This window comes from Microcystis sp. M_OC_Ca_00000000_C217Col, assembly GCF_007095585.1.
GTDB lineage: Bacteria > Cyanobacteriota > Cyanobacteriia > Cyanobacteriales > Microcystaceae > Microcystis > Microcystis panniformis.
In genome coordinates this window covers 1-24658 of sequence record NZ_SFBV01000337.1, presented here as the reverse complement: position 1 = coordinate 24658, position 24658 = coordinate 1, and the positions used below count along the sequence as shown (strand labels likewise).

The 24658-nt window shown below is 41.2% G+C and carries 22 protein-coding genes; 13 read left to right on the top strand and 9 right to left on the bottom strand.

What is annotated here, in order from left to right; translation table 11 throughout:
* Window positions 1–105 precede the first annotated feature (105 nt).
* Both EWV66_RS21830 and EWV66_RS21825 read right to left on the bottom strand, forming a co-directional pair.
* Entirely contained in the window at window positions 106–294 is a 189-nt protein-coding gene (locus EWV66_RS21830) for a hypothetical protein (RefSeq protein WP_287107858.1), read from the bottom strand.
* A gap of 35 nt (window positions 295–329) precedes the next feature.
* On the bottom strand, window positions 330–1814 hold the full coding sequence (locus EWV66_RS21825) for an efflux RND transporter periplasmic adaptor subunit (protein ID WP_287107859.1): 1485 nt from the start codon (window positions 1812–1814) through the stop codon (window positions 330–332).
* Between EWV66_RS21825 and EWV66_RS21820 the strand changes: the two genes are divergently transcribed.
* The 5 genes from EWV66_RS21820 (at window position 1756) to EWV66_RS21800 (ending at window position 4528) form a co-directional block, all read left to right on the top strand.
* Window positions 1756–1902 carry a hypothetical protein gene (locus tag EWV66_RS21820; RefSeq protein WP_167341562.1) on the top strand — a complete coding sequence of 49 codons (147 nt, stop codon included), beginning with the start codon at window positions 1756–1758 and terminating at the stop codon, window positions 1900–1902. The genes EWV66_RS21825 and EWV66_RS21820 overlap by 59 nt on opposite strands.
* 34 nt (window positions 1903–1936) lie before the next feature.
* The gene (locus EWV66_RS21815) at window positions 1937–2818 is read left to right on the top strand and encodes a tetratricopeptide repeat protein (protein WP_002788605.1); all 882 of its coding nucleotides are present in this window, start codon (window positions 1937–1939) and stop codon (window positions 2816–2818) included.
* Between the two features lie 206 nt (window positions 2819–3024).
* The gene (locus EWV66_RS21810) at window positions 3025–3609 is read left to right on the top strand and encodes a hypothetical protein (RefSeq protein ID WP_272079325.1); all 585 of its coding nucleotides are present in this window, start codon (window positions 3025–3027) and stop codon (window positions 3607–3609) included.
* A gap of 241 nt (window positions 3610–3850) precedes the next feature.
* Window positions 3851–4090, top strand: coding sequence for an antitoxin (locus tag EWV66_RS21805; RefSeq protein WP_002793069.1), 240 nt, complete (start codon window positions 3851–3853; stop codon window positions 4088–4090).
* Window positions 4091–4099: 9 nt separating this feature from the next.
* Window positions 4100–4528 (top strand): type II toxin-antitoxin system VapC family toxin, encoded by a 429-nt coding sequence (locus EWV66_RS21800; RefSeq protein ID WP_052277832.1) that lies wholly within the window; start codon window positions 4100–4102, stop codon window positions 4526–4528.
* 4 nt (window positions 4529–4532) lie between these two features.
* On the opposite strand, the gene EWV66_RS21795 is transcribed toward EWV66_RS21800, so the two are convergent.
* Window positions 4533–4799 carry a hypothetical protein gene (locus EWV66_RS21795; RefSeq protein WP_002784632.1) on the bottom strand — a complete coding sequence of 89 codons (267 nt, stop codon included), beginning with the start codon at window positions 4797–4799 and terminating at the stop codon, window positions 4533–4535.
* A gap of 523 nt (window positions 4800–5322) precedes the next feature.
* A complete protein-coding gene (locus tag EWV66_RS21790; protein ID WP_287107860.1) occupies window positions 5323–6510 on the bottom strand; it encodes a glycosyltransferase in 1188 nt (395 codons plus the stop codon).
* 337 nt (window positions 6511–6847) lie between these two features.
* Here EWV66_RS21790 and EWV66_RS21785 point away from each other — a divergent pair, with 337 nt between their 5' ends.
* The 7 genes from EWV66_RS21785 to EWV66_RS21755 all read left to right on the top strand — a co-directional run bounded on the left by EWV66_RS21785 (window position 6848) and on the right by EWV66_RS21755 (window position 16891).
* Entirely contained in the window at window positions 6848–8071 is a 1224-nt protein-coding gene (locus EWV66_RS21785; protein ID WP_072925588.1) for an NAD(P)/FAD-dependent oxidoreductase, read from the top strand.
* Between the two features lie 30 nt (window positions 8072–8101).
* Complete coding sequence (locus EWV66_RS21780) at window positions 8102–9316, top strand: S-layer homology domain-containing protein (protein WP_072925592.1); 1215 nt, start codon at window positions 8102–8104, stop codon at window positions 9314–9316.
* A 183-nt stretch (window positions 9317–9499) separates the two neighbouring features.
* Complete coding sequence (locus EWV66_RS21775; protein ID WP_287107861.1) at window positions 9500–11719, top strand: heavy metal translocating P-type ATPase; 2220 nt, start codon at window positions 9500–9502, stop codon at window positions 11717–11719.
* A 90-nt stretch (window positions 11720–11809) separates the two neighbouring features.
* A complete protein-coding gene (hemE, locus tag EWV66_RS21770; protein WP_052277836.1) occupies window positions 11810–12859 on the top strand; it encodes a uroporphyrinogen decarboxylase in 1050 nt (349 codons plus the stop codon).
* Window positions 12860–13013: 154 nt separating this feature from the next.
* Window positions 13014–13961 (top strand): NAD-dependent epimerase/dehydratase family protein, encoded by a 948-nt coding sequence (locus tag EWV66_RS21765; protein ID WP_052277837.1) that lies wholly within the window; start codon window positions 13014–13016, stop codon window positions 13959–13961.
* Window positions 13962–14574: 613 nt separating this feature from the next.
* Complete coding sequence (gene aroC, locus EWV66_RS21760) at window positions 14575–15675, top strand: chorismate synthase (RefSeq protein ID WP_287107862.1); 1101 nt, start codon at window positions 14575–14577, stop codon at window positions 15673–15675.
* Between the two features lie 13 nt (window positions 15676–15688).
* Entirely contained in the window at window positions 15689–16891 is a 1203-nt protein-coding gene (locus EWV66_RS21755; protein ID WP_287107863.1) for a glycosyltransferase family 4 protein, read from the top strand.
* Between the two features lie 54 nt (window positions 16892–16945).
* On the opposite strand, the gene EWV66_RS21750 is transcribed toward EWV66_RS21755, so the two are convergent.
* The 4 genes from EWV66_RS21750 to EWV66_RS21735 form a co-directional block, all read right to left on the bottom strand.
* Window positions 16946–18196, bottom strand: coding sequence for an SUMF1/EgtB/PvdO family nonheme iron enzyme (locus tag EWV66_RS21750; RefSeq protein ID WP_287107864.1), 1251 nt, complete (start codon window positions 18194–18196; stop codon window positions 16946–16948).
* Complete coding sequence (locus EWV66_RS21745) at window positions 18193–20076, bottom strand: NACHT domain-containing protein (RefSeq protein ID WP_287107865.1); 1884 nt, start codon at window positions 20074–20076, stop codon at window positions 18193–18195. The genes EWV66_RS21750 and EWV66_RS21745 overlap by 4 nt, the downstream gene beginning before the upstream one ends.
* A gap of 463 nt (window positions 20077–20539) precedes the next feature.
* Complete coding sequence (locus EWV66_RS21740) at window positions 20540–21130, bottom strand: Uma2 family endonuclease (RefSeq protein WP_287107866.1); 591 nt, start codon at window positions 21128–21130, stop codon at window positions 20540–20542.
* Between the two features lie 462 nt (window positions 21131–21592).
* On the bottom strand, window positions 21593–22087 hold the full coding sequence (locus tag EWV66_RS21735; RefSeq protein ID WP_052277843.1) for a hypothetical protein: 495 nt from the start codon (window positions 22085–22087) through the stop codon (window positions 21593–21595).
* A 364-nt stretch (window positions 22088–22451) separates the two neighbouring features.
* Here EWV66_RS21735 and EWV66_RS21730 point away from each other — a divergent pair, with 364 nt between their 5' ends.
* Entirely contained in the window at window positions 22452–23282 is an 831-nt protein-coding gene (locus tag EWV66_RS21730; RefSeq protein WP_052277844.1) for a hypothetical protein, read from the top strand.
* A gap of 129 nt (window positions 23283–23411) precedes the next feature.
* Here EWV66_RS21730 and EWV66_RS21725 read toward each other — a convergent pair whose 3' ends face one another.
* A complete protein-coding gene (locus EWV66_RS21725; protein WP_052277845.1) occupies window positions 23412–24095 on the bottom strand; it encodes a DALR anticodon-binding domain-containing protein in 684 nt (227 codons plus the stop codon).
* Between the last annotated feature and the right edge of the window lie 563 nt (window positions 24096–24658).

The following is a 24658-nucleotide window of genomic DNA, read 5'->3' as shown; positions in this document are numbered from 1 at the left end:
TCAGTTATCAGTTATCAGTTATCAGTTATCAGTTATCAGTTATCAGTTATCAGTTATCAGTTATCAGTTATCAGTTATCAGTTATCAGTTATCAGTTATCAGTTATCAGTTATCAGTTAGATAGTTGTAGGGTTTTGGGGTATTAGTTGAATTTCCCCATTTCCCCATTTCCCCATTTCCCCATTTCCCCATTTCCCCATTTCCCCATTCCCCCATTTCCCCATTTCCCCATTTCCCCATTTCCCCATTCCCCCATTTCCCCATTCCCCCATTTCCCGAATCCTGACCTAGCATAAAAAAGACAATTTAGGAATACTTGTTAAAGAAAATTATTGAGATTTTTTATTAGTTTTCGAGGTATCTTCGGCTCCTTGGGGGAGATCGATAAAGACCTTTTCTCCGGCTTCCAACCCTGATAAAATTTGGGTTTTATCGTCTAAGACCAAACCGATCGAAACGGGTTTAAAACTGGGTTTATTTTCGGCATCGGGAACTAAAACCCCTGACTTGCCTTCCCGGGTGACAATGGCGACGGTCGGCACGACCAGAGCATTATCTAACTGCTGGCCGACAAAAGTTACATCCACATTCATTTTCGATTTGAGTTTGTCCCGTCCCGTCACCAAACCGATTCTCACTTCAAAAGAAGTAACATTATCCTCGATAATTGCTTCAGGAGCCACGAGAATAACTCGACCTTCAAAGACTTCTTCAGGAAAAGCATCGGCGACAATTCGCACGGGTTGGCCGCGCTGTAATAAACCCACATCTACTTCCGGCACTTTCGCAATCACTTCCAATCCCGATGCTAGGGCGATAATCGAGGTGGAAGTGGCCGAAGCGGTACTAGAGGCCGAAGTGGTGGGAGTGACAAAAGAACCCTCGGTGGCGTATTTTTGGGTGACGATGCCATCAAAGGGAGCAGTAATGACCGTATCGCGGTATTGAATCTTAATTTGCTCTAAATTGGCCCTAGCAGCCGCTACAGATGATTCTAGTCGAGCAAGCTCCGTTTCTTGGGTTTTTTGGCGTTGTTCGAGGGCAAATTTCGCTTCAGCGATCGCTGCTGCCGCTCGGATCATTTCCTGCTCAATTCCCGCTACTTCTGGGGAAGCGGTTTTATCCGCTTGTTCCAAACGGCGGATCGATTCGTCTAAATTGGCTTTAGCATTGAGATATTCATTGAGGACGGCATCAAATTGGTCTTGAGCGATCGCCCCTTCCTGGACTAAATTTTCATTGCGTTTAACCCGATTTTCTGCTAGTCGAAACCGGGATTGGGCCGCTTGTACCTGAGCTTGCAGCTGGTCTAAATCTTTGGGAATTCTTTCTTTGGCCTGAGCTAAACGGGCTTCTAATTGCTTATAACTGGCCTGGGCCTGATAAAATCGGGCTTGTAATTGGCGGATATCTTCGGGAATACTGCGTTTAGCCTGTTCCAGACTGGCTAGAGCTTCCCGCAGACGCGCTTCTGACTGCATCCCTTGGGCATACACCTCTAAATTATCCATGACGGCGAGGGTTTGTCCCCTTTTAACGACCATGCCCTGATCCACCAACAATCGCACTAATCGGCCGGGGTTTTTCGGGCTAATGTTGACACTTTGGATTGGTTCCACCCTACCACTAGCTTTAATTTCCACAGCGAGGGTTTCTCGTTGAGCAGGAACGGTCATTTTCGCCAATTCTAGGGCAGGGGGAGGAGTTTGCAGTAAGCGATAAGAAACCACTCCCACCGCCAGAAAACCACTAGCCATGAGTCCGAATATCCAAAATAGGGGGCGATTTGATTTTCCCAACACGGTTATTGCCATCGATCAGCCAAAAGTTAATTGGTTATATACTAACGTCTCTAGAGTTGCCTTTGTTGTTTCTTTAGCCAACAACCCCCAAGCGAGATAGACTGATTAAAAAAGGCCTATCGCGGGGGTAAACTGTGCCAAAACTTCAATTAATCGTTTCTTTACTCATTTTTTTCGTCGCTGGCAGCCCGCCAGCTTTTTCCCAAGCTCTACTCCCCTACGCCATCGAACCGGGGTTAGAACAGATGGAACAAGCGGGAATTGAAATGGCTGAGGATGCCATCCAATTAGCTCGTTTTCGCCGTACCGATGCCGCCCTTTCCCGAGCTAGGTTAGCGGTGCAGTTAGCCCCCCATCTCTATCAAACTTGGTTTATTCTCGGTAGTTTATATCTGCAAGACGATCAGGTGCAACCCGGTATCGAGGCATTAAATCAATCTTTGTCCCTTGCTCCCGCCGATGCCCACGCTAATATTAAATTTTCCCTCGGTAGTGCTTATTTTCAGAATCAAGATTACCAGTCTGCTATTGCCCAGATTGAAGCGGGTTTGCAAATGAAACCCGATGTCTCCCCCGCTCTTTTTGATCTCGGTAATTCCTATCTCAAGTTAGCACAATATCCTGATGCGATCGCAGCTTACGAAAAAGCTGTTAGTCAAGATAAAAATTTTTGGCCGGCTATTAATAATATTGGTTTAGTTAAATACGAACAGGGTGATAAGGAAGCCGCTCTTAAAGATTGGCGCACCGCTTTGAAAATTGATCCTAAACAGCCGGAACCTCAGTTAGCTATTGCGGTGGCTATTTATAGTCAAGGAAAAACTGAGGAGGGCATCAAATTAGCTCAGGCCGCTCTCACTAGCGATAGTCGTTATGTCAGTCTAGAATTTTTGGGGGAAAATCTCTGGGGTAAAAGTCTTCTGCAAGACACGGAGAAAATGTTTAATCATCCCCAAATGAAAGATTTTATCGCTCGTTTACCACAACCAACCCTAGAAGCGGACGAAGAAAATTAAGCTGATAGCAGCAAGCATCAAGATAACCCCTTAGTTAATTGGCTAGGAATTCTTGAGGCTTGCTCTAACTAATTAGGACTGGCTGAATATCGGTAGCAGCTTTGCTAAAAAATGGTTTTGGGACTTTATTAGCAAAACAACAAACTTTTTGCCGCAAACCCCACATACAGTACAATTATTATAATTAAGGGTTTGAAAGGCCTAGGATGATGGCAAAGCAATCAAGGGCAATTGCGGTGACAGAACATGATAATAAGTGTCCCGAATGTCTGCACTTGGAGATTTCGGGAGAACTGGTTACGTCTGAGTCTAAGGGTGTTGTTTCCCTTTTCAAAAAGTCTGAACCAAAGGCGTTTTCCCTATCGGTGCGGCTTAATTTTAATCAGCAGTGGCTTGATTTTTCTTTTGGACGGGTTAAGTTTGGTTTGCGGGGGGGAGAGTTACGCTTAAAACTGGAGAATGGCCAAATGCCTTCTGAGTTGAGAAATGAGGCGTTGAAAAAGATTTTAGCAAGGGAGTTGGAGATTGAACGTCAGTTAGGAGGAGAACAGGAAAGCAAGTCTCAACTAGAAGGATCAGTAACTCCTGATTTATCGAAAGCAAGCTTAAAGGGAGTTAGAGAACAGCGTCAAAAAGAGTCCCAGGGAGATAAGTTTCAGCTTAAAATAGCTCAAATTAGTCACAAGGGAGCAAATAATCAGCCTGTGTGGGTGTTCGAGAATAGGACAGGTGAGCCGGTTTTACTGGGGGAATTAATGGATTTGCTTGATGAATTGGGAAAATTTATTTAGGGTTTGCGGCAAAAAGTTTGTTGGTGAGGTTCCCTTGTTTCAAGGCTCTGCCTTGAAACATAATATCTAAGGCTCTGCCTTAAAGTAGTATTTAAGAAGAACTGGAATTTCAGTGAACAGTTATCAGTAAACAGTTATCAGGTAGAACCTGAATCAAGCGTTCCCAGGTTCTACCTGGGAACGAGATAACTAGATAAATAAGTTAAAATAGTAAGGCGATCATTAACAAAGGGGTCAACAGATGCAAAATTTACGTCAGGTTTCTTTACTAACAAGTGGACAAGAGCAAGTATTAACTATTCCTCCTGAACTGGCCCTATCAAGTACAGAGGTTTTGTTACGCAAAGAAGGTCATCGCTTAATCATTGAGCCGATTTCTTCCGGTTCTCTAATTTCTTTGCTGACTACTTTGCCAGACATTACAGACAATTTTCCTGATATAGATGAAGGGTTGCTTCCCCTTGATGACATTACATTTTAGTACCACCCAATGACCTATCAATATCTGCTTGATACTAACATCCTATCACATTTGATCAGGTATCCCCAAGGTCAGGTTTTCCAGCATATTGTGGATGTCGGCGAAGAAAGCGTTTGTACGAGCATCATTGTGGCGTGTGAATTAAGATTTGGAGTGGTTAAAAGTGGTTCCTCCCGTCTGGTGCAGCAACTAGAACGCATCCTGGAGTTCTTGACAGTTTTGCCATTAGAATCAACTGTAGATAAGCACTATGCCGTAATTCGTAAACATTTGGAGCAAGCAGGAACCCCAATCGGTCCAAATGATTTACTGATTGCTGCTCATTCTCTAGCGCTTGATCTGACTCTTGTTACCGCAAATACTCGTGAATTTGAGCGTGTGCCTGCTTTGAAGTTAGAGAATTGGTTGATTGATTCTGTAATAATTTTTGGGGGATAATTTGTCATAAATGATGTTGCTGATGATGGTTTTGTATATATTCTGCAACTACTTTTTTGCGGTTTTCTCGCAATGACAAATCAGGTGGAGCATTTTCTAAAAGATGCTGAGGATGACCTCCCCGGCGTTGTGATAAAGTTTTACGCGGTTTTAAGCTTTGCCAATGTTCGTAAATGAGTTTTTTCAGAAGTTCTTCTGAGCTAATATTCTCTTCGGAAATGATGTCTGCTAGATAGTTCTCGGTTTCTCGATCTAGATTAATGGATAACATTGTTACCTCATGGGATAAATCAATATTTTTGATTATAGTTTAAAATCCATGATCGCGCTACAGATAATCCCACTCACCCCCCCATCCCCAAACGGTAAAATGTTTTATGACATATAATTAATTTGCAAGTAAAATGTAGGGTGCGTTAGACGGCGACAATCTCTGCTTAAACTTAAATCTAACAATCCGTCGTAACGCACCACACCTATTGCATGATCAGTAAAATGTAGGGTGCGTTAGACGGCGATAATCTCTGCTTAAACTTAAATCTAACAATCCGTCGTAACGCACCACACCTATCATTAATTTAACTTCATTATAACATATAATTAATTTGCAAGAGTTCTTTTTTTCCACTTCAATCTAAGAATTGAGAAAAAAGCAAAACCTTATATTATACCATAAAAAAATTATGCAAGAGGTCTATTGTACTGTAAAAGGATAATGCCTGGTTTTTGAAGGTTCCAATTTTAACAGGTCAAAAGCCTTATTTTAAAAGGGTTTTACTATTATTCAGCAAACCCTAATTAGGATAAACTCGCCCTTTCCAACCTCCCCCTTGGCCGCGCCAATAACGCAGGGCAGAATCAACGGTCATTAAACTATAAAAGAGGGCAATTAGGGGTAAAGTTAAAGCCCGCAGGGGGGATAATTTATATAGTCTTAAAGTTGGGCTATAGGAAAGGGCGATTAGTAATAAGGTGATGGTGCTAATTATGATAATTGATGTTTGTTTTAATACCAGTCCCCAGATTAAGCCCAAGGGAGCGGCTAAATAGGTTAAAAACATCCCGAAAATTGTCCCGATTAACCAAAGTGTTGAGTAATTTAGTTGTGTGAAGGCGGTGCGGGCTACCATATTCCAAATGCTGGCTAAATCGGGATAGGGACGGAGACTATAGGTGGTTTCTGTTAATCCTAACCAGATAGATTTCTCGGTATTTTCGGAGTGATTTTGCAGATATTTTTTAACCGCAATCGCTAAAGAACAATCATCAATTAAAGCTTGTTTAAGAATATCAATACTGCCAATTTTTTCTAGAATATCTCGGCGAATTAAAATGCAACCCCCAGCGGCGGCAGCTATCGGGGAATTAGGGTTATTAACTAGGGGAAAAGGATAGAGTTTCTCGAAGAAAAAAACAAAGGCAGGAATGAGAAATTTTTCCCAAAAACTGTCACAGCGTAGCAACACCATCAGGGAAACTAAAGCTTGTTTTTCTTGTACTGCTTTAGTAACTAATTGGGTTAAATTATCCGGTGGGTGGGCAATATCAGCATCGGTGAACAGAAAATAATCGGGTGCAAATTTCTCGGTAGCCTCTGTTATTCCCTGTTTCATTGCCCATAATTTACCCGTCCATCCTATCTCTAAAGGTTGTCCAGAAATAATAGTTATCTGTTCAGATTTATGAGATTTATCGGCAATTTTTTGGGCAACTTTCCCCGTGTCATCACTGCTTTGATCGTCAATTAAAATAATCGAAAATTCGCCTTGATAATCTTGGTTAAAGAGGGAAGTTAAACTGATAGGTAAAACGTCGGCTTCGTTTCGTGCGGGGATAATTGCCGAGACTTTTGGATAATTTGTTAAGGGAGAAGTGACGGGATTAATTTTTTGGTTAGATAGCCAAAATTGTCCCCTGGCTAAGATTAAATATAACCAAATTATTAGCGATAGGAAAGTAACTAATAATAAGAAAAATGTCATAAGCTAGTCAGCCTTTTGATGAGGGAATAGGGAACAGGTCAAAAAGAGTAAGTAGGTAGGTGTTAAAAGTTGTCAGCCACCCCCCTTATCAAGGGGGGCAGGGGGGATCCCCCCGCCTATCGGCACCCCCCTTATTAAGGGGGATCCCCCCGCCTATCGGCACCCCCCTTATCAAGGGGGGCAGGAGGGATCGAACCTAAAATCCATTTTTAATTTAATTATAATCAGCTACTTATCAAATTTAGATGGACAACAGCTTAACCGGTTTGGGGTTTAACAGAGGGCAATTTAGGATAAAATAGAAGCAACTTAGCAAGATTAGACGAGGGAGTAAATCATGGATTACGATGTAGTAATTATTGGGGGAGGACCGGCGGGAGGTCACTGTGGTAGATTATTAAGTGAAAAAGGTTATCGTGTTCTTTTAGTGGAACAACATTCTAGTTGGCAAGATAATAACTTTTCTAGTGCCGCTTCTCCCCTAGAAATTTTAGAACAATTCAATCTCCCCGAAACCGTAGTGGCTAGGTTTTGGAAAAATATCGAAATTATCTCCACTAGCATACATCATTTTTGGTCATCACCGCAACCTTTAGGGGTAGTTTTTGATTTTGCCAAATTGCGAGAGTTTTTAGCCGCAGAAGTGCTGCGTTGGGGGGGAGAAGTTCGTTTAGGTTGTCGTTATCTGAAATATCAACAGATGGAGGATAAGCTAACTGTTTTCTTGAAATCAAAAGGTGAGGAAATCGAGACAGTTACTACTCGTTTATTGGTTGATGCCACGGGATACGCTAGGGCAGTTATGTATAAACATAGACGAGAAAAACCTGATTTTTTAAAAGCAGTCGGTATTGAATATTTAATTGCTGTGCCAGAAGAAGATTATCAAAAGTATCAAGATAATTTAGTATTTTTTCTCGGTCATAAATGGAGTCCTAAAGGTTATGGCTGGATTTTTCCTATGGATAATCGGCAATTAAAAATAGGAGCCGCTTGGTTAGAGGGAGAACATCCTTATATTCCTGAAGTTAAGCCTTTAAAAAGTTATATTACACAAATTATTCAAACCTACATTAATCTCTATAAATATGATATAATTGACAGCCATGGTTCTATTTTAGAATATTCGCTCAATCTGCAAGATATTTATTATCAAGAACCGAATATTATAGCGATTGGTGATGCAGTTTCTACGGTTAACTTTTTAGGAGGGGAAGGTATTCGCCATGCTATGAAAGGAGCCGAAATTGCTTGTCAATACATGGAAGAATATTTACAGGGAAAATCGAGTAATTTTGCCGCTTATCAACAGCGGATGCAGGAATATTTTCAACCCAAATGGAATTTATCCGATCGCCTCAGTCGCAAAGTTTATTTAGAATATAGTGATGCGCGTATTGATCAAGGAGTAGCCTATCTCAAATATCTTTCCACCCAGGATATAATCGACATTTTATTTTACTATAAATTTGAAAAATATACAAAAGGGTTAGGAAGATTTCTGCTGGGGAAATTACGTCAATGGTGGCGCAGAATTTTTCCTAGTCAAAAACCTGAGTAAATAAGCTAGGATAAAGCTAAGGAAACAATATTGGTAAAGACCGTGAGTAAGTTTATTCCCTACAGTACAATCATCACTCTGCTGGGCATTTTAGCAGCCTGTAGTGGCAATCCCGACCTAGAAAATCGTCTGGCTGCCGATCCTAATCTACAAACAAATCCCATACCAGAAAACTCTCCTAATAACAGGCAATTACCCGCAAATTTTCCCGCAGAAATTCCTCGATATAGTCAATCAGAATTATTATCCGTGCAGACAAATCCTGATAATACTGGTGGACAAACCCGTTGGCAATCCAACGATCCCAGCAATGCGATCGAGGCTTTTTATCAACAGGAATTAGTTAATAATAATTGGGAAATTATCACTCCCTTTTCTGGGGAAGGAGTTAATAGTACCCTAACGGCCCGTCGAGATAATTTAGAGTTAACTATCACCATAACTGCCACTTCTCCCAATACCGAATATAGCCTCGATTATCGTCCAATAGGAACCCCTAGTCCCTCCCCTAGTCCCTCCCCTAGTCCCTCCCTTATTCCCTCCCCGTTACCAAATCTTAATCCCACCAGTTTTAACGATCTCGAATCCTTACCTAATCCCTTAAAGAGCCACATTCAAGACTTAGCTAGATTAGGAGTATTAACAGGTAATAACAATCAGTTTAACCCTAATGATACAATAACGCGCCGAGAATTTGCTCGCTGGTTGTTACAGGCTAATAATGCCATTTATGCTAATGTAGCGGGTAAACAAATCCGTGTAGCTACCCCCAATAGTTCCCCGACTTTTAGTGATGTTAAAAATAACGATCCCGATTATATTTATATTCAAGGATTAGCGGAAGCGGGGTTAATTCCCTCTCCTTTAACGGGAGATAGTAGCGCCATTTTATTCCGTCCCAATGCTCCTTTAACCCGGGAAGATTTAATCGCTTGGAAAGTGCCATTAGATGTCAGAAAAGCTTTACCGAGCGCCAATCTTGATACGATTAAAAATACTTGGGGTTTTCAGGATACTAATAAAATTAACCCGCAGCTGGTGCGCGCTCTTTATGCCGATTTTCAAAATGCTGAACAAGCTAATATTCGGCGAGTTTTTGGTTTTACTACCCTATTTCAGCCAAAAAGACCAGTAACTCGCGCTGAAGCTGCCGCTACTTTATGGTATTTTGGTTTTCAGGGTGATGGTGTTTCCGCTGCCGATGCTGTGCAGGGTCAAGATACGCAACAGAGTGGGGTTAACTGAAATTTGTCCACAAAAACTAAGGGTGTGTCAGGAAAATACAGGCACTATTTTTGACATTTCTTCATATCTATTCAGAAAAATTAACAGAGGATTCTTGACCCTGCAGCTAGGGGAATATTTTATGCTAAAGATATAACTCTGCTGCAGGGGATTTTCTTGCTGACTTCCGCTGCTATTAACATTATGACCCATCAAACTCTCAAACTCGCCGGGATGAGTTGCGCTGGTTGTGCTGATTCGATCGAACGGATCATTAAATCTATCCCCGGAGTGATTCGATGTCAAGTTAATTTTGGCGTGGAACAGGTGGATGTGGACTATGATCCCAAGCGTACCGATCTTAACACTATTCAAGCAAAAGTTAGGGATGCCGGTTTCCAAGCGACACCGATAACGGAAATTAATCTCGAATCCAGGCCAGAAAAAGAACTTCTCACTAAACTATCGATCGCTATTGTTATTAGTATTATACTTTTTATCGGTTCTTTACCGATGATGACGGGTTTATCTCTATCTTTTATCCCCCATTGGTTACACGATCCTTTACTACAATTAACTCTCGCTACTCCCGTCCAATTTTGGTGTGGTCAAAGTTTTTATAAAAATGCGTGGAAAGCTTTTAAAAATCGCACTGCTACCATGGACACTTTAGTAGTTTTGGGAACCAGTGCCGCCTATTTTTATTCTCTGTTTTTAACCTTCGAGAGCGATTTTATCGAAAAACAGGGATTTAATTCCCATGTCTATTACGAAGCATCAGCTATCGTCATTACTCTGATTTTACTCGGTCGTTTTCTCGAAAAACGGGCCAGAAAAGAAACGGCCGCCGCTATTAAACAATTAATGGGATTACAGGCAAAAACTGCTAGGGTAATTAGGGAAGAACAGACGCTAGATATACCAATAGAAGAGGTGAAGGTAGGAGATATAATTTTAGTGCGTCCGGGGGAAAAAATTCCCGTCGATGGCATAATTATCCAAGGCAGTTCTAGCATTGATGAATCGATGGTGACGGGGGAAAGTTTACCCGTGCGAAAAACCGTCAATCAACAGGTAATCGGTGCGACAATTAATAAAACCGGTAGCCTACAAATGCAAGCGTTACGGGTGGGAAAAGATACGGTTTTAGCTCAGATTGTCCGATTAGTGCAAACCGCGCAAGCATCAAAAGCACCTATACAAAGATTAGTCGATCGAGTGACCGCTTATTTTGTGCCGGTGGTGATGATTATTGCGGTAATAACTTTCTTATTTTGGATTCTCCGCACGGGTAATCTCACCCTCGCTTTGATTACAATGGTGGAAGTCTTAATTATCGCCTGTCCCTGTGCGCTAGGATTAGCTACACCCACCTCGATTATGGTGGGAACAGGACAGGGAGCAAAACAGGGAATTTTAATTAAAAATGCCGAAAGTTTAGAATTAGCCCAGGGCATTACTACTATTGTTCTAGATAAAACCGGAACTCTCACCCAGGGTAAACCAACGGTGACGGACTTCTTGACTCGCGAGGGGGTGGGGGATGGACGGGAATTATCGCTGCTGCAGTTAGTCGTATCGGTGGAGAATCATTCTGAACACCCGTTAGGAGAAGCAATAGTTAAATATGGGCGGTTAAACGCCATTAAAACCCTAGAAGTAACCGAATTTGACTCAATAACTGGGTCAGGAGTGCAGGGAAAAGTCGGGTCGGATTTAGTGCAAATCGGTACACAACAATGGTTAGAAAGTCAAGGGATCGAAACAAAAGTTCTTAAAAAAGTCGCCCACGATTGGGAATGGCAGAAAAAAACCGTGGCTTGGATAGCGGTTAACGGGCATTTAGAGGGGTTGATTGCCATTTCCGACGTTTTAAAACCTTTTTCTTCCTCAGTGGTCGCCAAGCTCAAAAAAATCGGCTTAGAGGTGATGATGATGACGGGGGACAACCTCGAAACCGCAGAAGCGATCGCCAGCGAGTTGGGTATCCGGCGCTTTTTTGCCGCACTCCGTCCCCAAGAAAAAGCCGAAAAAATCGAATATTTGCAGAAAAAAGGGAAAATAGTCGCCATGGTTGGAGATGGCATCAATGATGCGATCGCATTGGCGCAAGCGGACTTAGGTATTGCCATTGGCACGGGAACCGATGTAGCGATCGCTGCTAGTGATATAACCTTAATTTCGGGAGATTTACAGGGAATTGTGACCGCTATTGAGTTAAGTCGGGCAACAATGGCAAATATCAAAGAAAATCTCTTTTTTGCTTTTATTTATAACCTAATTGCCATTCCCATCGCTGCCGGAATCCTCTATCCTTTTCTGCTCAATCCGATTATTGCCGGTGCTGCCATGGCTTTAAGTTCCCTTTCCGTGGTGACAAATGCTTTACGATTGCGTCGAGTTCATCCCAGGGTGGGGGGATAATTTTCGTTAACAATTCTTAAGGAAAAACCAGAAAAATTAGCTGTACGGGGGATGATACCGTAGAAAAGGCAATAGAATAATCACCGTGATATGACTGACTCCCCTGAAATACCTTATTTATTACGCGCTGCCAAAGGAGAAATCTTACCCCGTCCTCCCGTGTGGATGATGAGACAAGCAGGACGTTATATGCAGATTTATCGAGAATTGCGGGATAAATACCCCAGTTTTCGGGAAAGATCGGAAAATGCCGATTTAGCGATCGAAATCTCCCTGCAACCTTGGCGTGCTTTTCAACCGGATGGGGTGATCATGTTCTCCGATATCCTCACTCCCTTGGCGGGAATCGGTATTCCCTTTGATATTATCGAAAGTAAGGGGCCGATTATCGATTCTCCCATTCGTACTCAAGCGCAGGTGGACCAACTTAATCCCCTCGATCCCGATCAGTCTTTACCTTTTATCAAAACGATTTTAAAAACCCTGCGTCAAGAGGTGGGAAATAAATCCACTGTCCTCGGTTTTGTCGGAGCGCCTTGGACTTTAGCAGCCTATGCAGTGGAAGGGAAAGGTTCTAAAAGTTATTCTGTGATTAAAGGGATGGCTTTTTCGGAACCCTCGGTACTGCACCAATTTTTAGATAAATTAGCGGATATGATCGCCACCTATGTCCGTTATCAAATTGATTGTGGGGCGCAAGTGGTACAAATGTTCGACTCTTGGGCGGGTCAATTAACTCCCCAAGATTACGATGTTTTTGCCTTACCCTATCAACAAAAAGTAGTTCGTTTGGTGAAAGAAACCCATCCCGATACACCCTTAATTCTCTACATTAGTGGCAGCGCCGGCGTTTTGGAAAGAATGGCTAAATCGGGGGTTGATATTATTAGCGTCGATTGGACTGTCGATATGGCGGAAGCGAGACAGCGTTTAGGTAAAGCGATGATGGTTCAAGGTAATATCGATCCGGGGGTTTTATTCGGTTCCCAGTCCTTTATTCGCGAGCGGATTATTGATACTATTCGTAAAGCGGGTAATCAAGGTCATATTCTTAATTTAGGTCATGGTGTTTTGGTGGGAACTCCTGAAGATAACGTGCGTTTCTTCTTTGAAACTGCTAAAGGATTTAGTTATCAATAAAGTTACTCAGGGAACAGGGGGTGGGGAAATGGGGAAATGGGGAAATGGGGGGATTCAACTAATACCCTAAAACCCTAAAACCCCAAAACACAACACCCTTTTTGACTTTTTACTTTCAAACTGTCCCCTAAATTCTGCCAGATCAATTAAAATAATGAAAAAAATATTTCTAACGGGTGTGAGTGGCTGTATTGGGCATTATATCGCTGAGATTTTACTGGAAAATCCCGACTATGAATTATATTTTTTAGTGCGTAATCCAGAGAAGTTAAAATTTGCTTACCAAGGGCGATCAAATGTTCATATACTTTTAGGAGATATGGAAAATATTGGGGTATATGCGGAGCTTTTAAAAACAATGAATATAGCGGTTTTAATCGCTACCAGTTGGGGAGGAGAGGAGGAAAGTTATCAGATTAATGTGGTAAAAACCCTAGAATTAATTAGTTATTTAGATGCTCAAATCTGCGAGAAAGTCCTCTACTTTTCTACCGCCAGCATTCTCAATCAAAATAATCAACCTTTGCCCGAAGCTGGGGAGATAGGAACTAATTATATCCGCACTAAATATATTTGTTATAGTAAATTTACTGACCTAGAAATCGCCGATAAAATTATCACTTTGTACCCCACTTTTGTCTTAGGTGGTGACGAAAATAAACCCTATTCTCATATCTATGGGGGTTTACCGGATGTGTTGAAATATATCGGTTTAGTGCGTTGGTTTCAAGCTGATGGCAGTTTTCATTTTATCCATGCCAAAGATATAGCTCAAGTGGTGAATTATTTAATCGAAAATACCGCACCAGAAAGCAAAATTGTTCTAGGCAATCAACGCACAACAGCTAACCAAGCAGTGGAGGAAATCTGCGCTTATTTAAACAAAAAAATCTATTTTCGGATTCCTTTATCTTTAACCATTGCTAACTTTTTTATCAAAGTTTTTAACTTGCAGATGGAAGCATGGGACCGTTTTGCGATGAATTATCGCCACTTCACCCACATTAAAACCTATACTCCTGCTGATTTTGGTTTAAAAAACTATTGTTCCACCCTCGATGATGTTTTAACCTTGCGAGGAATTCCCCGAAAAAAACCCTAAGTAGGGTTTGCGGCAAAAAGCTTTTCCTGGGAGCAGGGTGTGGGGTGTGGGGTGTGGGGTTTTACCGATTTTGAGGTAGTCAGTTACCTAATTTTCAGGGAAAAAGTCCAGGAATTTTCCCCCCGATCCCCGCAATGGCTGGCACTTTTTGAGGGGAAAAAAGTCTAAAAGTCTTAGCCAACAAGGTTTTTAGATTTATTCAGCAAACTCTAATTAATTCTGTCTGGATACTATTTTCCTTTATTCGTAGCAGGCATTTTACTCTCTTGGGTTTGGTGGGTAAAATGTATTCTAAAATACATTCCTGCTGGCGAGCAAATGGAACGAACCACAAAGACACAAAGGACACAAAGATTGATCGGTCTTATATAACTTAAACTTATCACACAAAGAATAAGAGAGCCGGCATTTTACTCCCCTCTCCCTTTGGTTGTGGGGGTAAGGGAAATTAACCATCTCTGCGATTACTTTTGAAAAATGGCATCAGTGACAAGAAAACGGCAATTTTCTACTTAAGACTGTCCACTAAAAACTCACATCTGATAACTGATCACTGATAACTGATAACCGCTCAGGTACAATAAAACCTTGAGGCTTAATAGATATTGAGATTATGGGTAACACTTTCGGACGACTATTTCGGGTTTCCACTTTTGGAGAATCTCACGGGGGTGGGGTAGGAGTGGTTATCGATGGTTGTCCTCCGCGCTTAGAAATTTCCGAAGAGGAGATTCAAATCGATTTAGACCGTCGCAAACCGGGACAAAGCAGAATCGTGACCCCGCGTCGGGAAAATGACCTTTGTGAGATAATTTCGGGCGTTTTTGAAGGCAAAACCCTCGGTACACCGATCGCTATTTTAGTGCGGAATCAGGATGCTCGTTCGCAAGATTACAACGAAATGGCCGAGAAATTCCGACCTTCCCATGGGGATGCTACCTACGAAGCAAAATACGGCATTCGCAACTGGAAAGGAGGAGGCAGATCCTCGGCCCGGGAAACCATCGGCCGGGTGGCCGCAGGAGCGATCGCTAAAAAAATCCTTAAATCTGTCTATAATGTCGAGATTATCGGTTATGTGAAGCGAATTAAAGATATTGAGGCAATCATCGACCCCAACACCGTCACCCTCGACGAGGTGGAAAGTAATATAGTGCGTTGTCCCAACGGGGAAACGGCCGCCCAAATGATCGCCCTGATCGACCAAATTCGCCTGAATAAAGACTCGATCGGCGGTGTGGTGGAATGTGTAGCCAGAAATGTGCCGAAAGGTCTAGGAGAACCCGTTTTTGATAAGCTAGAAGCCGATTTAGCTAAGGGGATGATGTCCTTACCCGCGAGTAAGGGATTTGAAATCGGATCGGGATTCGCGGGAACCTTCTTAACCGGCAGCGAACACAATGACGAGTATTTTATCGATGATAACGGGGAAATTCGCACCACGAGCAATCGTTCGGGAGGCATCCAAGGAGGAATCAGTAACGGTGAAAATATTATTATCCGCACCGCTTTTAAACCCACCGCGACTATCGGTAAAGAACAAAAAACCGTGACGCGCACCGGGGAAGAAACCACCCTAGCAGCCAAAGGAAGACACGATCCTTGTGTTTTACCCCGGGCCGTCCCGATGGTGGAAGCGATGATGGCTTTGGTATTATGCGATCATCTGCTCCGTTTTCAGGGACAATGTACGATTAGCGATCGCTTTTTCTAAACCTTTATCTGCGATGAAATTTTTATTCCTTCATTCCAATTTTCCCGCCCAATTTCGCCATTTAATCACGGTTTTAGCTCAAAAACCTGGAAATCAAGTGATTTTCGGCACTACCCGGCAAGAGGGAGAGATAGCGGGGGTAAAAAAATTTATTTACAAGGAAAGTCGCGCTGTTTCTCCCCAAACCCATCATTATGTCCGTCCCCTTGAAAGTGCGGTTTTACAAGGTCAAGCGGTTTATGCTGTTTGCCAACAACTGAAAAATCAAGGATTTTATCCCGATATTGTCTATGCACATTCTGGCTGGGGGCCGGGTCTATTTATCAAGGATATTTTCCCGAAAACTAAGTTTTTAGCCTATTTTGAATGGTTTTATCATGCCCATGGTTCCGATGCTGATTTTGATCCAGAGGATCCCCTCAATGCTGATGCCGAGGCCCGGATTAGAATTAAAAATGCGCCAATCCTGATCGATCTGGTCAGTTGCGATCGAGGTTTATCGCCGACTATCTGGCAAAAACAACAATTTCCCAGCGAATTTCACTCGAAACTGACAGTTTTACACGATGGCATCGATACGGACTATTTTTGTCCCCGTCCCGATGTGCAGTTAGTGATTCCAGAGATAGGTTTAGATTTATCCGGTGTTAAGGAGATTGTCACCTATGCAACCCGGGGAATGGAACCCTATCGCGGTTTTCCCCAATTTATGACGGCTGTTTCCCTAATTTTAGCCCGTCGGCCTAACTGTCATGTGGTGATTGTCGGTGAGGATCGGGTCGCTTATGGGAAAACTCTACCGGACGGCAAAACCTATAAACAATTGATGTTAGAAAGCCTTTCTTTGGATTTATCCCGGGTGCATTTTACCGGTTCTCTGCCCTACGGTCAATATAAACAGGTTTTACAGGCATCAGCGGCCCATATCTATCTTACCCGTCCTTTTGTGCTGTCTTGGTCAATGTTAGAGGCCATGGCCATGGGTTGCGTCGTGATTGGTTCCGATACTCCCCCCGTGCGAGAATTAATTACCGATGGGGAAAATGGTTTATTAGTGGATTTCTTTTCTCCTCAACAAATAGCCGATCGCGTGGATGAAGTGTTAGATTATCCCCAGGGTTGGCAAAATCTGCGTTTAAATGCTAGGGAAACTATCAAGCAACGCTACGACCTCAAGCAATGTTTACAGGATCATCTAGATTGGTTATTGAGTTGATGAAATGAGAGCATTTTCTCAAAAATACTGTCTTTTAAAGGATTAATATCGCTATTAAATCCTTTCTCTTACAATTCTAATTCCTTGCCAAGCAGGAATATTACCTGCTCGTCTTTCTTCTAATAATACGGAGGCGATAAAACGGTTAAAAACTTGTTCCCTTTTGCTGGAATATTGAGAATTTAATTCTCGGCATTCTGCAACTGTTAAGTTAACCTGATCTAATAATTCTTCATTTTTAGATGCTGCTCCGTAAATATCTGGGAATAGATACCAAGCAATACCGATCTTATTTACAAGTTGCTGCCATGAGGATAAATTGTCAATATAGGGATAAAGCGTTTGAATATTAAGAGAACTTAGATAATCTTCAACAATCAAAGATATACCATCGGTAGGGTCGAGATTTAAATTGAGTCTAATCCTACAATAACTAATATAATCAGCGACATAAAACAAGAGAAACCCAAGCACAGGCACAAGCACAAGCACAAGCACAGGCACAAGCACAGGCACAAGCACAAGCACAAGCCCAAGCACAAGCCCAACCACAAACACAAGCCCAAGCACAAACTCAACCAGTGATTGAGTTTCAAGCACAACCCAAACGATAAACCCAACCACAAACACAAGCCCAAGCACAAGCACAAGCACAGGCCGCCCAAGGTGAAGACCAAGCCCAAGCATAAGCCCAGTCACAAGCCCAAGCACAAGCATAAGCCCAAGGTGAAGACCAAGCCCAAGCCCAGGCTTAGTCCAAAATGGCAACAATTTATATAGCGAAAATTGATATATAAATTGACCAATCATGCCATCCATTACTTTACCAAGTTTCTCTTTTGAAAAAAACAAGATTTTTTCTTTAATCTTTAGCCACTTTTCTGGCTCTAAATAAACCATTCTTGATGTCAAGTTTTCCTGACACCAGTAACCGACTAAATTTTCCTCCTCTGTTTCCATTGGTAAAAATTCCTCAGCTTCTTGTAGAGTAGGAATTCTATACTTAAATTCTGGTTTAAAATGCTGTGGATGTTGGGTTAACCATTCACAAAACGCTTCAGCGTCACTGGCTTTCACACCAGTAATCGGCTTTAAAATATCTTCAGATACAACTGCATTGGTTTTCCAATCAAGAGGCTGATGATTTTTACCGAGTTTTTTCCTTTCATCAATAAATAGCTGATACTCTGCACAGGTAATATAGCTAATATCAATGGCGATACTATCATCAAGAGGAATCAGCTTACTCAATCTTCTGGAGAGTTGAACATGAGCGAGTAACTCAAAATTGACTGTCTCTGTCATCGGTTTTCCCATCCTTTTATCCATAATTGATTAAACCTTTGTCTCACTTCTGGCGAACAACTTTTGCCTTCTTCTAAGCAATCCATCGCTAGACTAATTGAGGTAATATTAGGATTATTTATTGCCGCAAGAATTAGATTACTAATATCATTTTTTGCCGCATATAAACGAATTGTTTCCGCCCACCAATTATGATTTATGTTTTGAATCAATAAATCTTCTTGATTTAATTCTTGGATTTGAACTGAGGCTAAATATTCCTGAAAACTGAGGTGAGCAAAAATATAAAAACTGTCATCTTTTTTGGTCAATAAACCCGAAATTTTTTCAATATTCTCAAAAAAGTCTTCGGGTTTAACTTCCGTCTTAGCTACTGCTGCTAAAGAACTTTTGATAATTTCTTGACCTTGAGCTAAGGAAAACTCACGGATTCCCCTTTTCATTAACTCTAAAGCTAATACCTGTAATACTGCTTTTTTCTGAGTTAAATTTAGTGTAATCGAATCAGTCATTCCTTTAGCTTCTATTCGCCTTGTCAATAAGACCTCACAAATTTCTGCATACAATTCTACTCGATTTCCTGGCAACGCTCCTCGATTATCATGAACTGTAGCAATCATAGTTAATAATAAAGGATTGAGTGCCATTGCTGCTAAAGGAGCAGATTTTTTGATTCTCTGCATTAAATCATTAGCTTTTCTTTGTGCTTCTGCGCGTAAACCTGCATCTTCCTTTCGCACTTGGCGCAATATTTCATTTTGTAAATACCAATTCTGAAAAAACCTTTCAACTTGTTTTAGGTTAAAAGACTGAACTTCGAGAAAAGTTCTAATTTGTTGTAACCATTCAGCTTGATAACCATGACGGCGCGAAGTGATAATAAAAGTAGTTTCAGGATAAACCTGCATTTGCTTGTCTATCCATTGACTAACCTGCTGGCGGTCACTTTCTTTGGCGATTTCATCTAATCCATCAAACATAATCAAGCATTTACCCTCTTTTAATTGCTCTTCAAACCATTGAAGCTGCGGATTGAGCTTGAGGGGTAATGTTGGGCTTTTTAATTGTTCAGTAATAATTTGTGCCAAACTAGATGATTCTTGATGGATAATCTCTTTACTAAGAGTGTGAAGTATCAGTAATACCGGAATTAATTTAGGCGCTTTGCGATGCTGACGGCTTTGCTTATTTTGAGCGTATGTTAGGGCGATATGCTTTAATAAAGTGGTTTTTCCTGAACCTGGTGCGCCTAAAATAGCAATGCGTTTATAAGCAGATTGTGTGGTAATTTGTGCTAAAAAATCCCAAATATTTTTTAAATTGCTTGTGGTTTCTTGTTGAGAAATAATAGCCGAAGATACCTTGTCTAGACTCTGAGGTAAAAATCGTAACTGGATATAGACATTTTCAAGATCGAGAATAAAGTTACCAGGTGTTTTTAAGCCTTGAGTTTGATAAGTACGATAGAGATAAACTAAAGTTTTATAATACTTTACTTGAAACTTTGCGGTTAATTGCCACCAAAATTGAATTGCGAAATTTTCCAGCCAATTAACAATTAAATCAGCCAGAGTATCCGTTTTTTGTTCCAATCTTGTTTCTACTTTATCGAAAACTAGGTTAATAACATCTTTGGCAAATTTTCCTCCAATCGCCAGAAAAATAACAGCGATACTGACCAATCCTGATACACTAGCTTCTATCCATTGCCCATTGCGAAGAAAATTGATAGTCACGGCAATTCCCACTCCTCCACTAGGCAACCCGGCCAATTTGAGGATAGTTTCAATTCTTCTTTGTCTTGCTGCTCGACGTTCCGTAATCCTTGCGTCCGGTTGAGACAGGGAGGATTGTTCTGATTCAGGTCCGATTTCTGGCATTGTCAATACGATTTAAATAAACCCTTTACCTACTAAATTTATCTTAAAATTTAGCATATAATACAGTAGTAGGGTGGGCAGTTACCTTACCAAAAGGGGGAATGTTGTGGAACTCGTTATCCCAGAAGAATCCTCGTTGAGAAAAAACCGATGGAACAACTGACCTTTCAACTGCAAGGATTGCGCTGTGCTGCCTGTGAGTCCACTTGAGAGGAAATACTGCACTATTCTTATGATAGTCGTCGCTTTGGCGAAACCATCAAATTAATGCAGTCAGTCAGTGCTGCTATACCCAGTTTCCCTATCGACTAAAAATGAGTGAAGATTATTTAATTTATCTTGATATCTGTTGTTTAATCCTAAATCTGGTTATTAAAGACTGATTATATATTGCTCCTTTTGCTCATTGCCTATTGCCTCTCCTGATATGTAGCCTATACTCAACGGATTTAGTATTATATGGTTATGTTGATTCAATATTTTTTATCCCTGCTCTAAATTCCCGCAGTGCTTGAGCATGATTTTCTGTATTAATACAACGCATCAATAAACCTACATCTAAACTCGGTAAAAGTTTCGATTTACTAACAGCCTCATGTCCCTCATTTCCTAAACTATAAAACAATAACTCGTCGTTCATCCAAAACCAAACTTCAGGGATTTGTAAGCGTTTGTATGCTTCCAGTTTATTAATTCCTCCACTACTAACAACCACCTCAATCACTAAATCAGGATGTTTTCTATTTGCTCCCAATTCATAGGATTCATCACCTTCTCTTTTAACCTTTTCAAATTCATTTTCTAGGGTGACAGAACCAGTAGGAGTAAAATCTAATCCCAAAAATTCTAAATAAATTTCTAGTAAAGCACCAATACGTTCTTTGATGGTTTCGTGTTTTTTCCCTGGCATTTTTCTAATCTCCAAAACTCCATCTAAAAAAGATAACCTTAACCCTGGGCGATCGATTAGCTGTTCAACAGCTTTAAATTCTCTCCAGGTTAAGTCACTAATTAAAATTGGTTCTGCTTCTCGTTCGATGAATGTAGTTATCATAATTTCAACCCAAATTTAGAGCGTGAATTTTTTCTCAGCATGATATCAGATAAAAACAGATGATCATGGAAAATATCATAGTCTAACAAACTACCCTTAATCATACCATAGCCAGTAAACCTTTTGAGAATACCAAATCATCAGACCTCTTGTAAAAATCAAAAATTGTTGTTAGGATTAGAAGTCAGTAGTCAGGAGAATTAAGAATGAATAATAATCAATTAAATGGTCTATTTACAGATTTTAGACAATCTAATCCTTATTTTTGACGTTTTTGAACGAACCATCAAAAATTAATTATGCAAGAGACATTATCTAAATTACTTGTTAATACTGCACACTTAACTGATAACTGATAACTGATAACTGATAACTGATAACTGATAACTGATAACTGATAACTGATAACTGATAACTGATAACTGATAACTGATAACTGATAACTGATAACTGATAACTGTCTTACTCAGCTTTTACCAAACCCTGAGAGCGAATGCAGGCCTGTTCCCAGCGACAATCGGGATTAACTTCCACTGGTTTGAGTCGCGCCCAGATTTCGCCTTGATCATCGGCATAAAAACTATCGATAATAGCAGGAATACGAGTACCGAAAGGTTCAGTAATCAGGACAGAATCGGTCAGATTAAATACTTCGCCATTAGCTCCCGTCGCTTTTTCGATGACGGGAATTTCTGCTTTGGGAATCGGTTTTCGGAATAGAGGAGCCGAATCGAAACGGGGACGGAGAGGAGATTTTATCTCGCTACTGACTGATTTTACCGTTTCCTCGGCTGGTTTTTCCTCAATTATTTCTGGAGGGGTTTCTGGAGGTTTGGGGGGTACTGCAGCCCTAGAACCCTTTTTAATAATTTGTAGAGGTTGTAGGGGAGGAGTGGATTTAATTGGCTCTTCGGGGGGTTCAGGGGTGCTAGGGGTTTTCTTCGGGGGACGTGGCATGATACGACAAGGAAAATAAAAACTATAGGATTATTGAAGCACATCGAGCCGCTAACCTGCTCGACCGATGCTGGTATCAATTTTGCTGTGGCTAATTCTTCCCTGGCCCTAGGGCCAGACACCCGCACTACAGCTATCTACGAATTAGTCGATTCCCCTCTACCCTCCAACTTATTGAAAAAAGTTCTCATTAAGTATTGACAAAAATTCCTAATAAGCTTATAGTTATTTATAGTGTTCTCCTCTCAAGGATCGGCAGTGGAACCGCGCGGCAGTCTCTAACAATGCGGTTCCCATTTTTTTTGGAACGATAGAAGGCTTTTAACGTCTCTAAACTTCTAGGTTTCCTCATCCTTTGGCTTTTATGAACGATAATTCCGACCTGTACCTCGATCATCTCACCCATGCGGATACTGTCATTACTGCTGAAATTGTCGAGCATGAGAGTCAATCAACAGATGAGACAGATTGGCCGGCTCTATCCTCTCATTTACGTCAACAAAATCAAGAATTACAAGCGGAGATCTGGCGACGGGAGCAAGCTCTCGCAGAACTGCGATCGCGGTTAGCCGAGCAACATCGTCGCTTGCACAGTTGCGATACCCTAATCCAGCAGCAAAACGAGGAACTGCAATACGAAAAGCAACAATTACAGCGAGCTTTAGGGGAAATCGAACAGTATCGTCAAGCAGAACAACGGCAACCGCTGATTATTGCCAATTTGACCGCAGAATTGACCCGCACGCGCCAACAATTAGCCCGTTTAGAGCGAGAATGTGCCTTAATTCAGGAAAGTTATCAGGAAAAAAGCCAAAAACTGTGCAACTATGACCAGCAATTACAGGAATTACGCACCCGTCTTCAACGTCAACAACGCTACACCCTCCAGTATAAAGCGGCCTTGGCTCAGTATTTCCAGCGCGGTAGCGATCGCAATTCTCCCCCGGATTTAACCATTGTCGCCAAGGCAGCCGCGATCGAGCCTTGGTCTCAGACAGAGAATCAAGAAAACGATGAAGTGGCTGCCATAAATGAGTTTGTAGCGGAATTAGAGACAATTGAGCCAGTAGAATCCTTAAAGAAGAAAGACAGGGATTGGCCCGCACCTATCATCTCTCCTTCCCCGAAATATTCCTCTTTTCGGGTTGATTTGCCCACTTTTATTAAATATCGCCAAGAAAAAGATAATTCCTGAACAACAGAAAGAGAGCCGGCGACTGTCCATGTTTCGTCTCGGCTCTCTATTCTGGTTCGCTCCTCACACTAATTAAAATCTATCATAAGCTGATGGTTTTGTCCACTAAATTCATAAAAGTTAATATTTTTATAGCTTCGTCATCGGCAGCAGTTGCCATTTTTGACGGAGAAGACGGTTAAGTAGTTTTTGACTGACGCTAATCAGGATTAATCTCGATCGCTGAATTGGGGCCGATTCTCCGATAATGCGACAGTTACGCTCAAAATTGAGCATCGCTTCGCAAAAATTGGCAGTTAAGGGATAAAGTTTCTGGCTTTCCCAACAATCACAAACGGTTAAAATTTGCAGGATTAAGGCTATTTCGGCGGGATGATGCCATGATAATAGTTCTGGCTCGATTAATCTAACTTTTTCCCGATTGAGCAGTTGTAACAAACCAGAATAGCGAGCGTGGGTGTATTGAAATAAAAAGAAAAATTCTCCTTCGGGATGGAAAGGAAGCTGATCGGAGAAAAATTTATCGATTAAATCGTTTAGTTTCAGTAACCAAAAGGACAAAAATTGCTGATCTAATAACAGTTCTAGCCATCCTTCCCTAAGCTGAATTTGCGGAAAAAGGGCGATTAAATGGTTAAATATAGCTTGACATTGAGCAGGTGTAAAATAATAAAACAGAGGTGAACGATAGAGGATACTATCAGGTTTTGGGCAACGATAGAAAGTTAATTTATGGTTGTTTTCTGGAAAAATATTAATTAATTGTTGTTTTAAAAAATGCTCGATCGAGGGGTGATTGTAGATAAAATTCATACTCAGAAGGGTAAACGTAGTCGTATCAAATGGCTCTCTCTGTTTTGGATTTAGTGAATCATACCTATCAAACGATTCTTGAGCTATTAGTAACTCGGACTTCTTTCTTTAAGGATATTCGTACCATATTAAAATTTATGGCTCTTCGGTTTGTGTTAAGCGATTTTTGTTAATTGTTTTTTTCTAGAGCGAACTAATCAATTAAGTCTCTTGCCAGATAAGGATTTAGTCGATTTATGCCCCCCTATCGAACCATACCAAGTAACGAAGAACCAAATTTATTTTGTTTAATTTTGTTTAAGAACTGGTGGAAATTTTTCTCATTTATTCTCTATTATCAACGAATATGTCCCATTTAAAACTGGACTTCCCCCGTATAAACATACTAGCTATGGCTAAAAGTCTTACAGAGCCTGAGTTCAAGCAATACAATACGAATGAACCACTGGACACAAAATCCTGAAGTTCTTACGCCGATAGGGTTTGAGGCAAAAATTTTCAAATTTGACCTTTAGACCATTATAGCTTGTTTCGGGGCAGAAAATCAGCAAAAACATGGCTAC

What these genes read in the sequence shown, in the direction of transcription:
- EWV66_RS21795 (WP_002784632.1), bottom strand. Translation starts at nt 4,799, where the DNA reads ATGTTATCCATTAATCTAGATCGAGAAACCGAGAACTATCTAGCAGAC.
- EWV66_RS21830 (WP_287107858.1), bottom strand. Translation starts at nt 294, where the DNA reads ATGCTAGGTCAGGATTCGGGAAATGGGGGAATGGGGAAATGGGGGAAT.
- EWV66_RS21750 (WP_287107864.1), bottom strand. Translation starts at nt 18,196, where the DNA reads ATGACAGAGACAGTCAATTTTGAGTTACTCGCTCATGTTCAACTCTCC.
- EWV66_RS21810 (WP_272079325.1), top strand. Translation starts at nt 3,025, where the DNA reads ATGATGGCAAAGCAATCAAGGGCAATTGCGGTGACAGAACATGATAAT.
- EWV66_RS21730 (WP_052277844.1), top strand. Translation starts at nt 22,452, where the DNA reads ATGAACGATAATTCCGACCTGTACCTCGATCATCTCACCCATGCGGAT.
- EWV66_RS21755 (WP_287107863.1), top strand. Translation starts at nt 15,689, where the DNA reads ATGAAATTTTTATTCCTTCATTCCAATTTTCCCGCCCAATTTCGCCAT.
- aroC (WP_287107862.1), top strand. Translation starts at nt 14,575, where the DNA reads ATGGGTAACACTTTCGGACGACTATTTCGGGTTTCCACTTTTGGAGAA.
- EWV66_RS21735 (WP_052277843.1), bottom strand. Translation starts at nt 22,087, where the DNA reads ATGCCACGTCCCCCGAAGAAAACCCCTAGCACCCCTGAACCCCCCGAA.
- EWV66_RS21740 (WP_287107866.1), bottom strand. Translation starts at nt 21,130, where the DNA reads ATGATAACTACATTCATCGAACGAGAAGCAGAACCAATTTTAATTAGT.
- EWV66_RS21725 (WP_052277845.1), bottom strand. Translation starts at nt 24,095, where the DNA reads ATGAATTTTATCTACAATCACCCCTCGATCGAGCATTTTTTAAAACAA.
- EWV66_RS21820 (WP_167341562.1), top strand. Translation starts at nt 1,756, where the DNA reads ATGAGTCCGAATATCCAAAATAGGGGGCGATTTGATTTTCCCAACACG.
- EWV66_RS21825 (WP_287107859.1), bottom strand. Translation starts at nt 1,814, where the DNA reads ATGGCAATAACCGTGTTGGGAAAATCAAATCGCCCCCTATTTTGGATA.
- EWV66_RS21790 (WP_287107860.1), bottom strand. Translation starts at nt 6,510, where the DNA reads ATGACATTTTTCTTATTATTAGTTACTTTCCTATCGCTAATAATTTGG.
- EWV66_RS21745 (WP_287107865.1), bottom strand. Translation starts at nt 20,076, where the DNA reads ATGCCAGAAATCGGACCTGAATCAGAACAATCCTCCCTGTCTCAACCG.
- EWV66_RS21785 (WP_072925588.1), top strand. Translation starts at nt 6,848, where the DNA reads ATGGATTACGATGTAGTAATTATTGGGGGAGGACCGGCGGGAGGTCAC.
- EWV66_RS21765 (WP_052277837.1), top strand. Translation starts at nt 13,014, where the DNA reads ATGAAAAAAATATTTCTAACGGGTGTGAGTGGCTGTATTGGGCATTAT.
- EWV66_RS21800 (WP_052277832.1), top strand. Translation starts at nt 4,100, where the DNA reads ATGACCTATCAATATCTGCTTGATACTAACATCCTATCACATTTGATC.
- EWV66_RS21805 (WP_002793069.1), top strand. Translation starts at nt 3,851, where the DNA reads ATGCAAAATTTACGTCAGGTTTCTTTACTAACAAGTGGACAAGAGCAA.
- EWV66_RS21775 (WP_287107861.1), top strand. Translation starts at nt 9,500, where the DNA reads ATGACCCATCAAACTCTCAAACTCGCCGGGATGAGTTGCGCTGGTTGT.
- hemE (WP_052277836.1), top strand. Translation starts at nt 11,810, where the DNA reads ATGACTGACTCCCCTGAAATACCTTATTTATTACGCGCTGCCAAAGGA.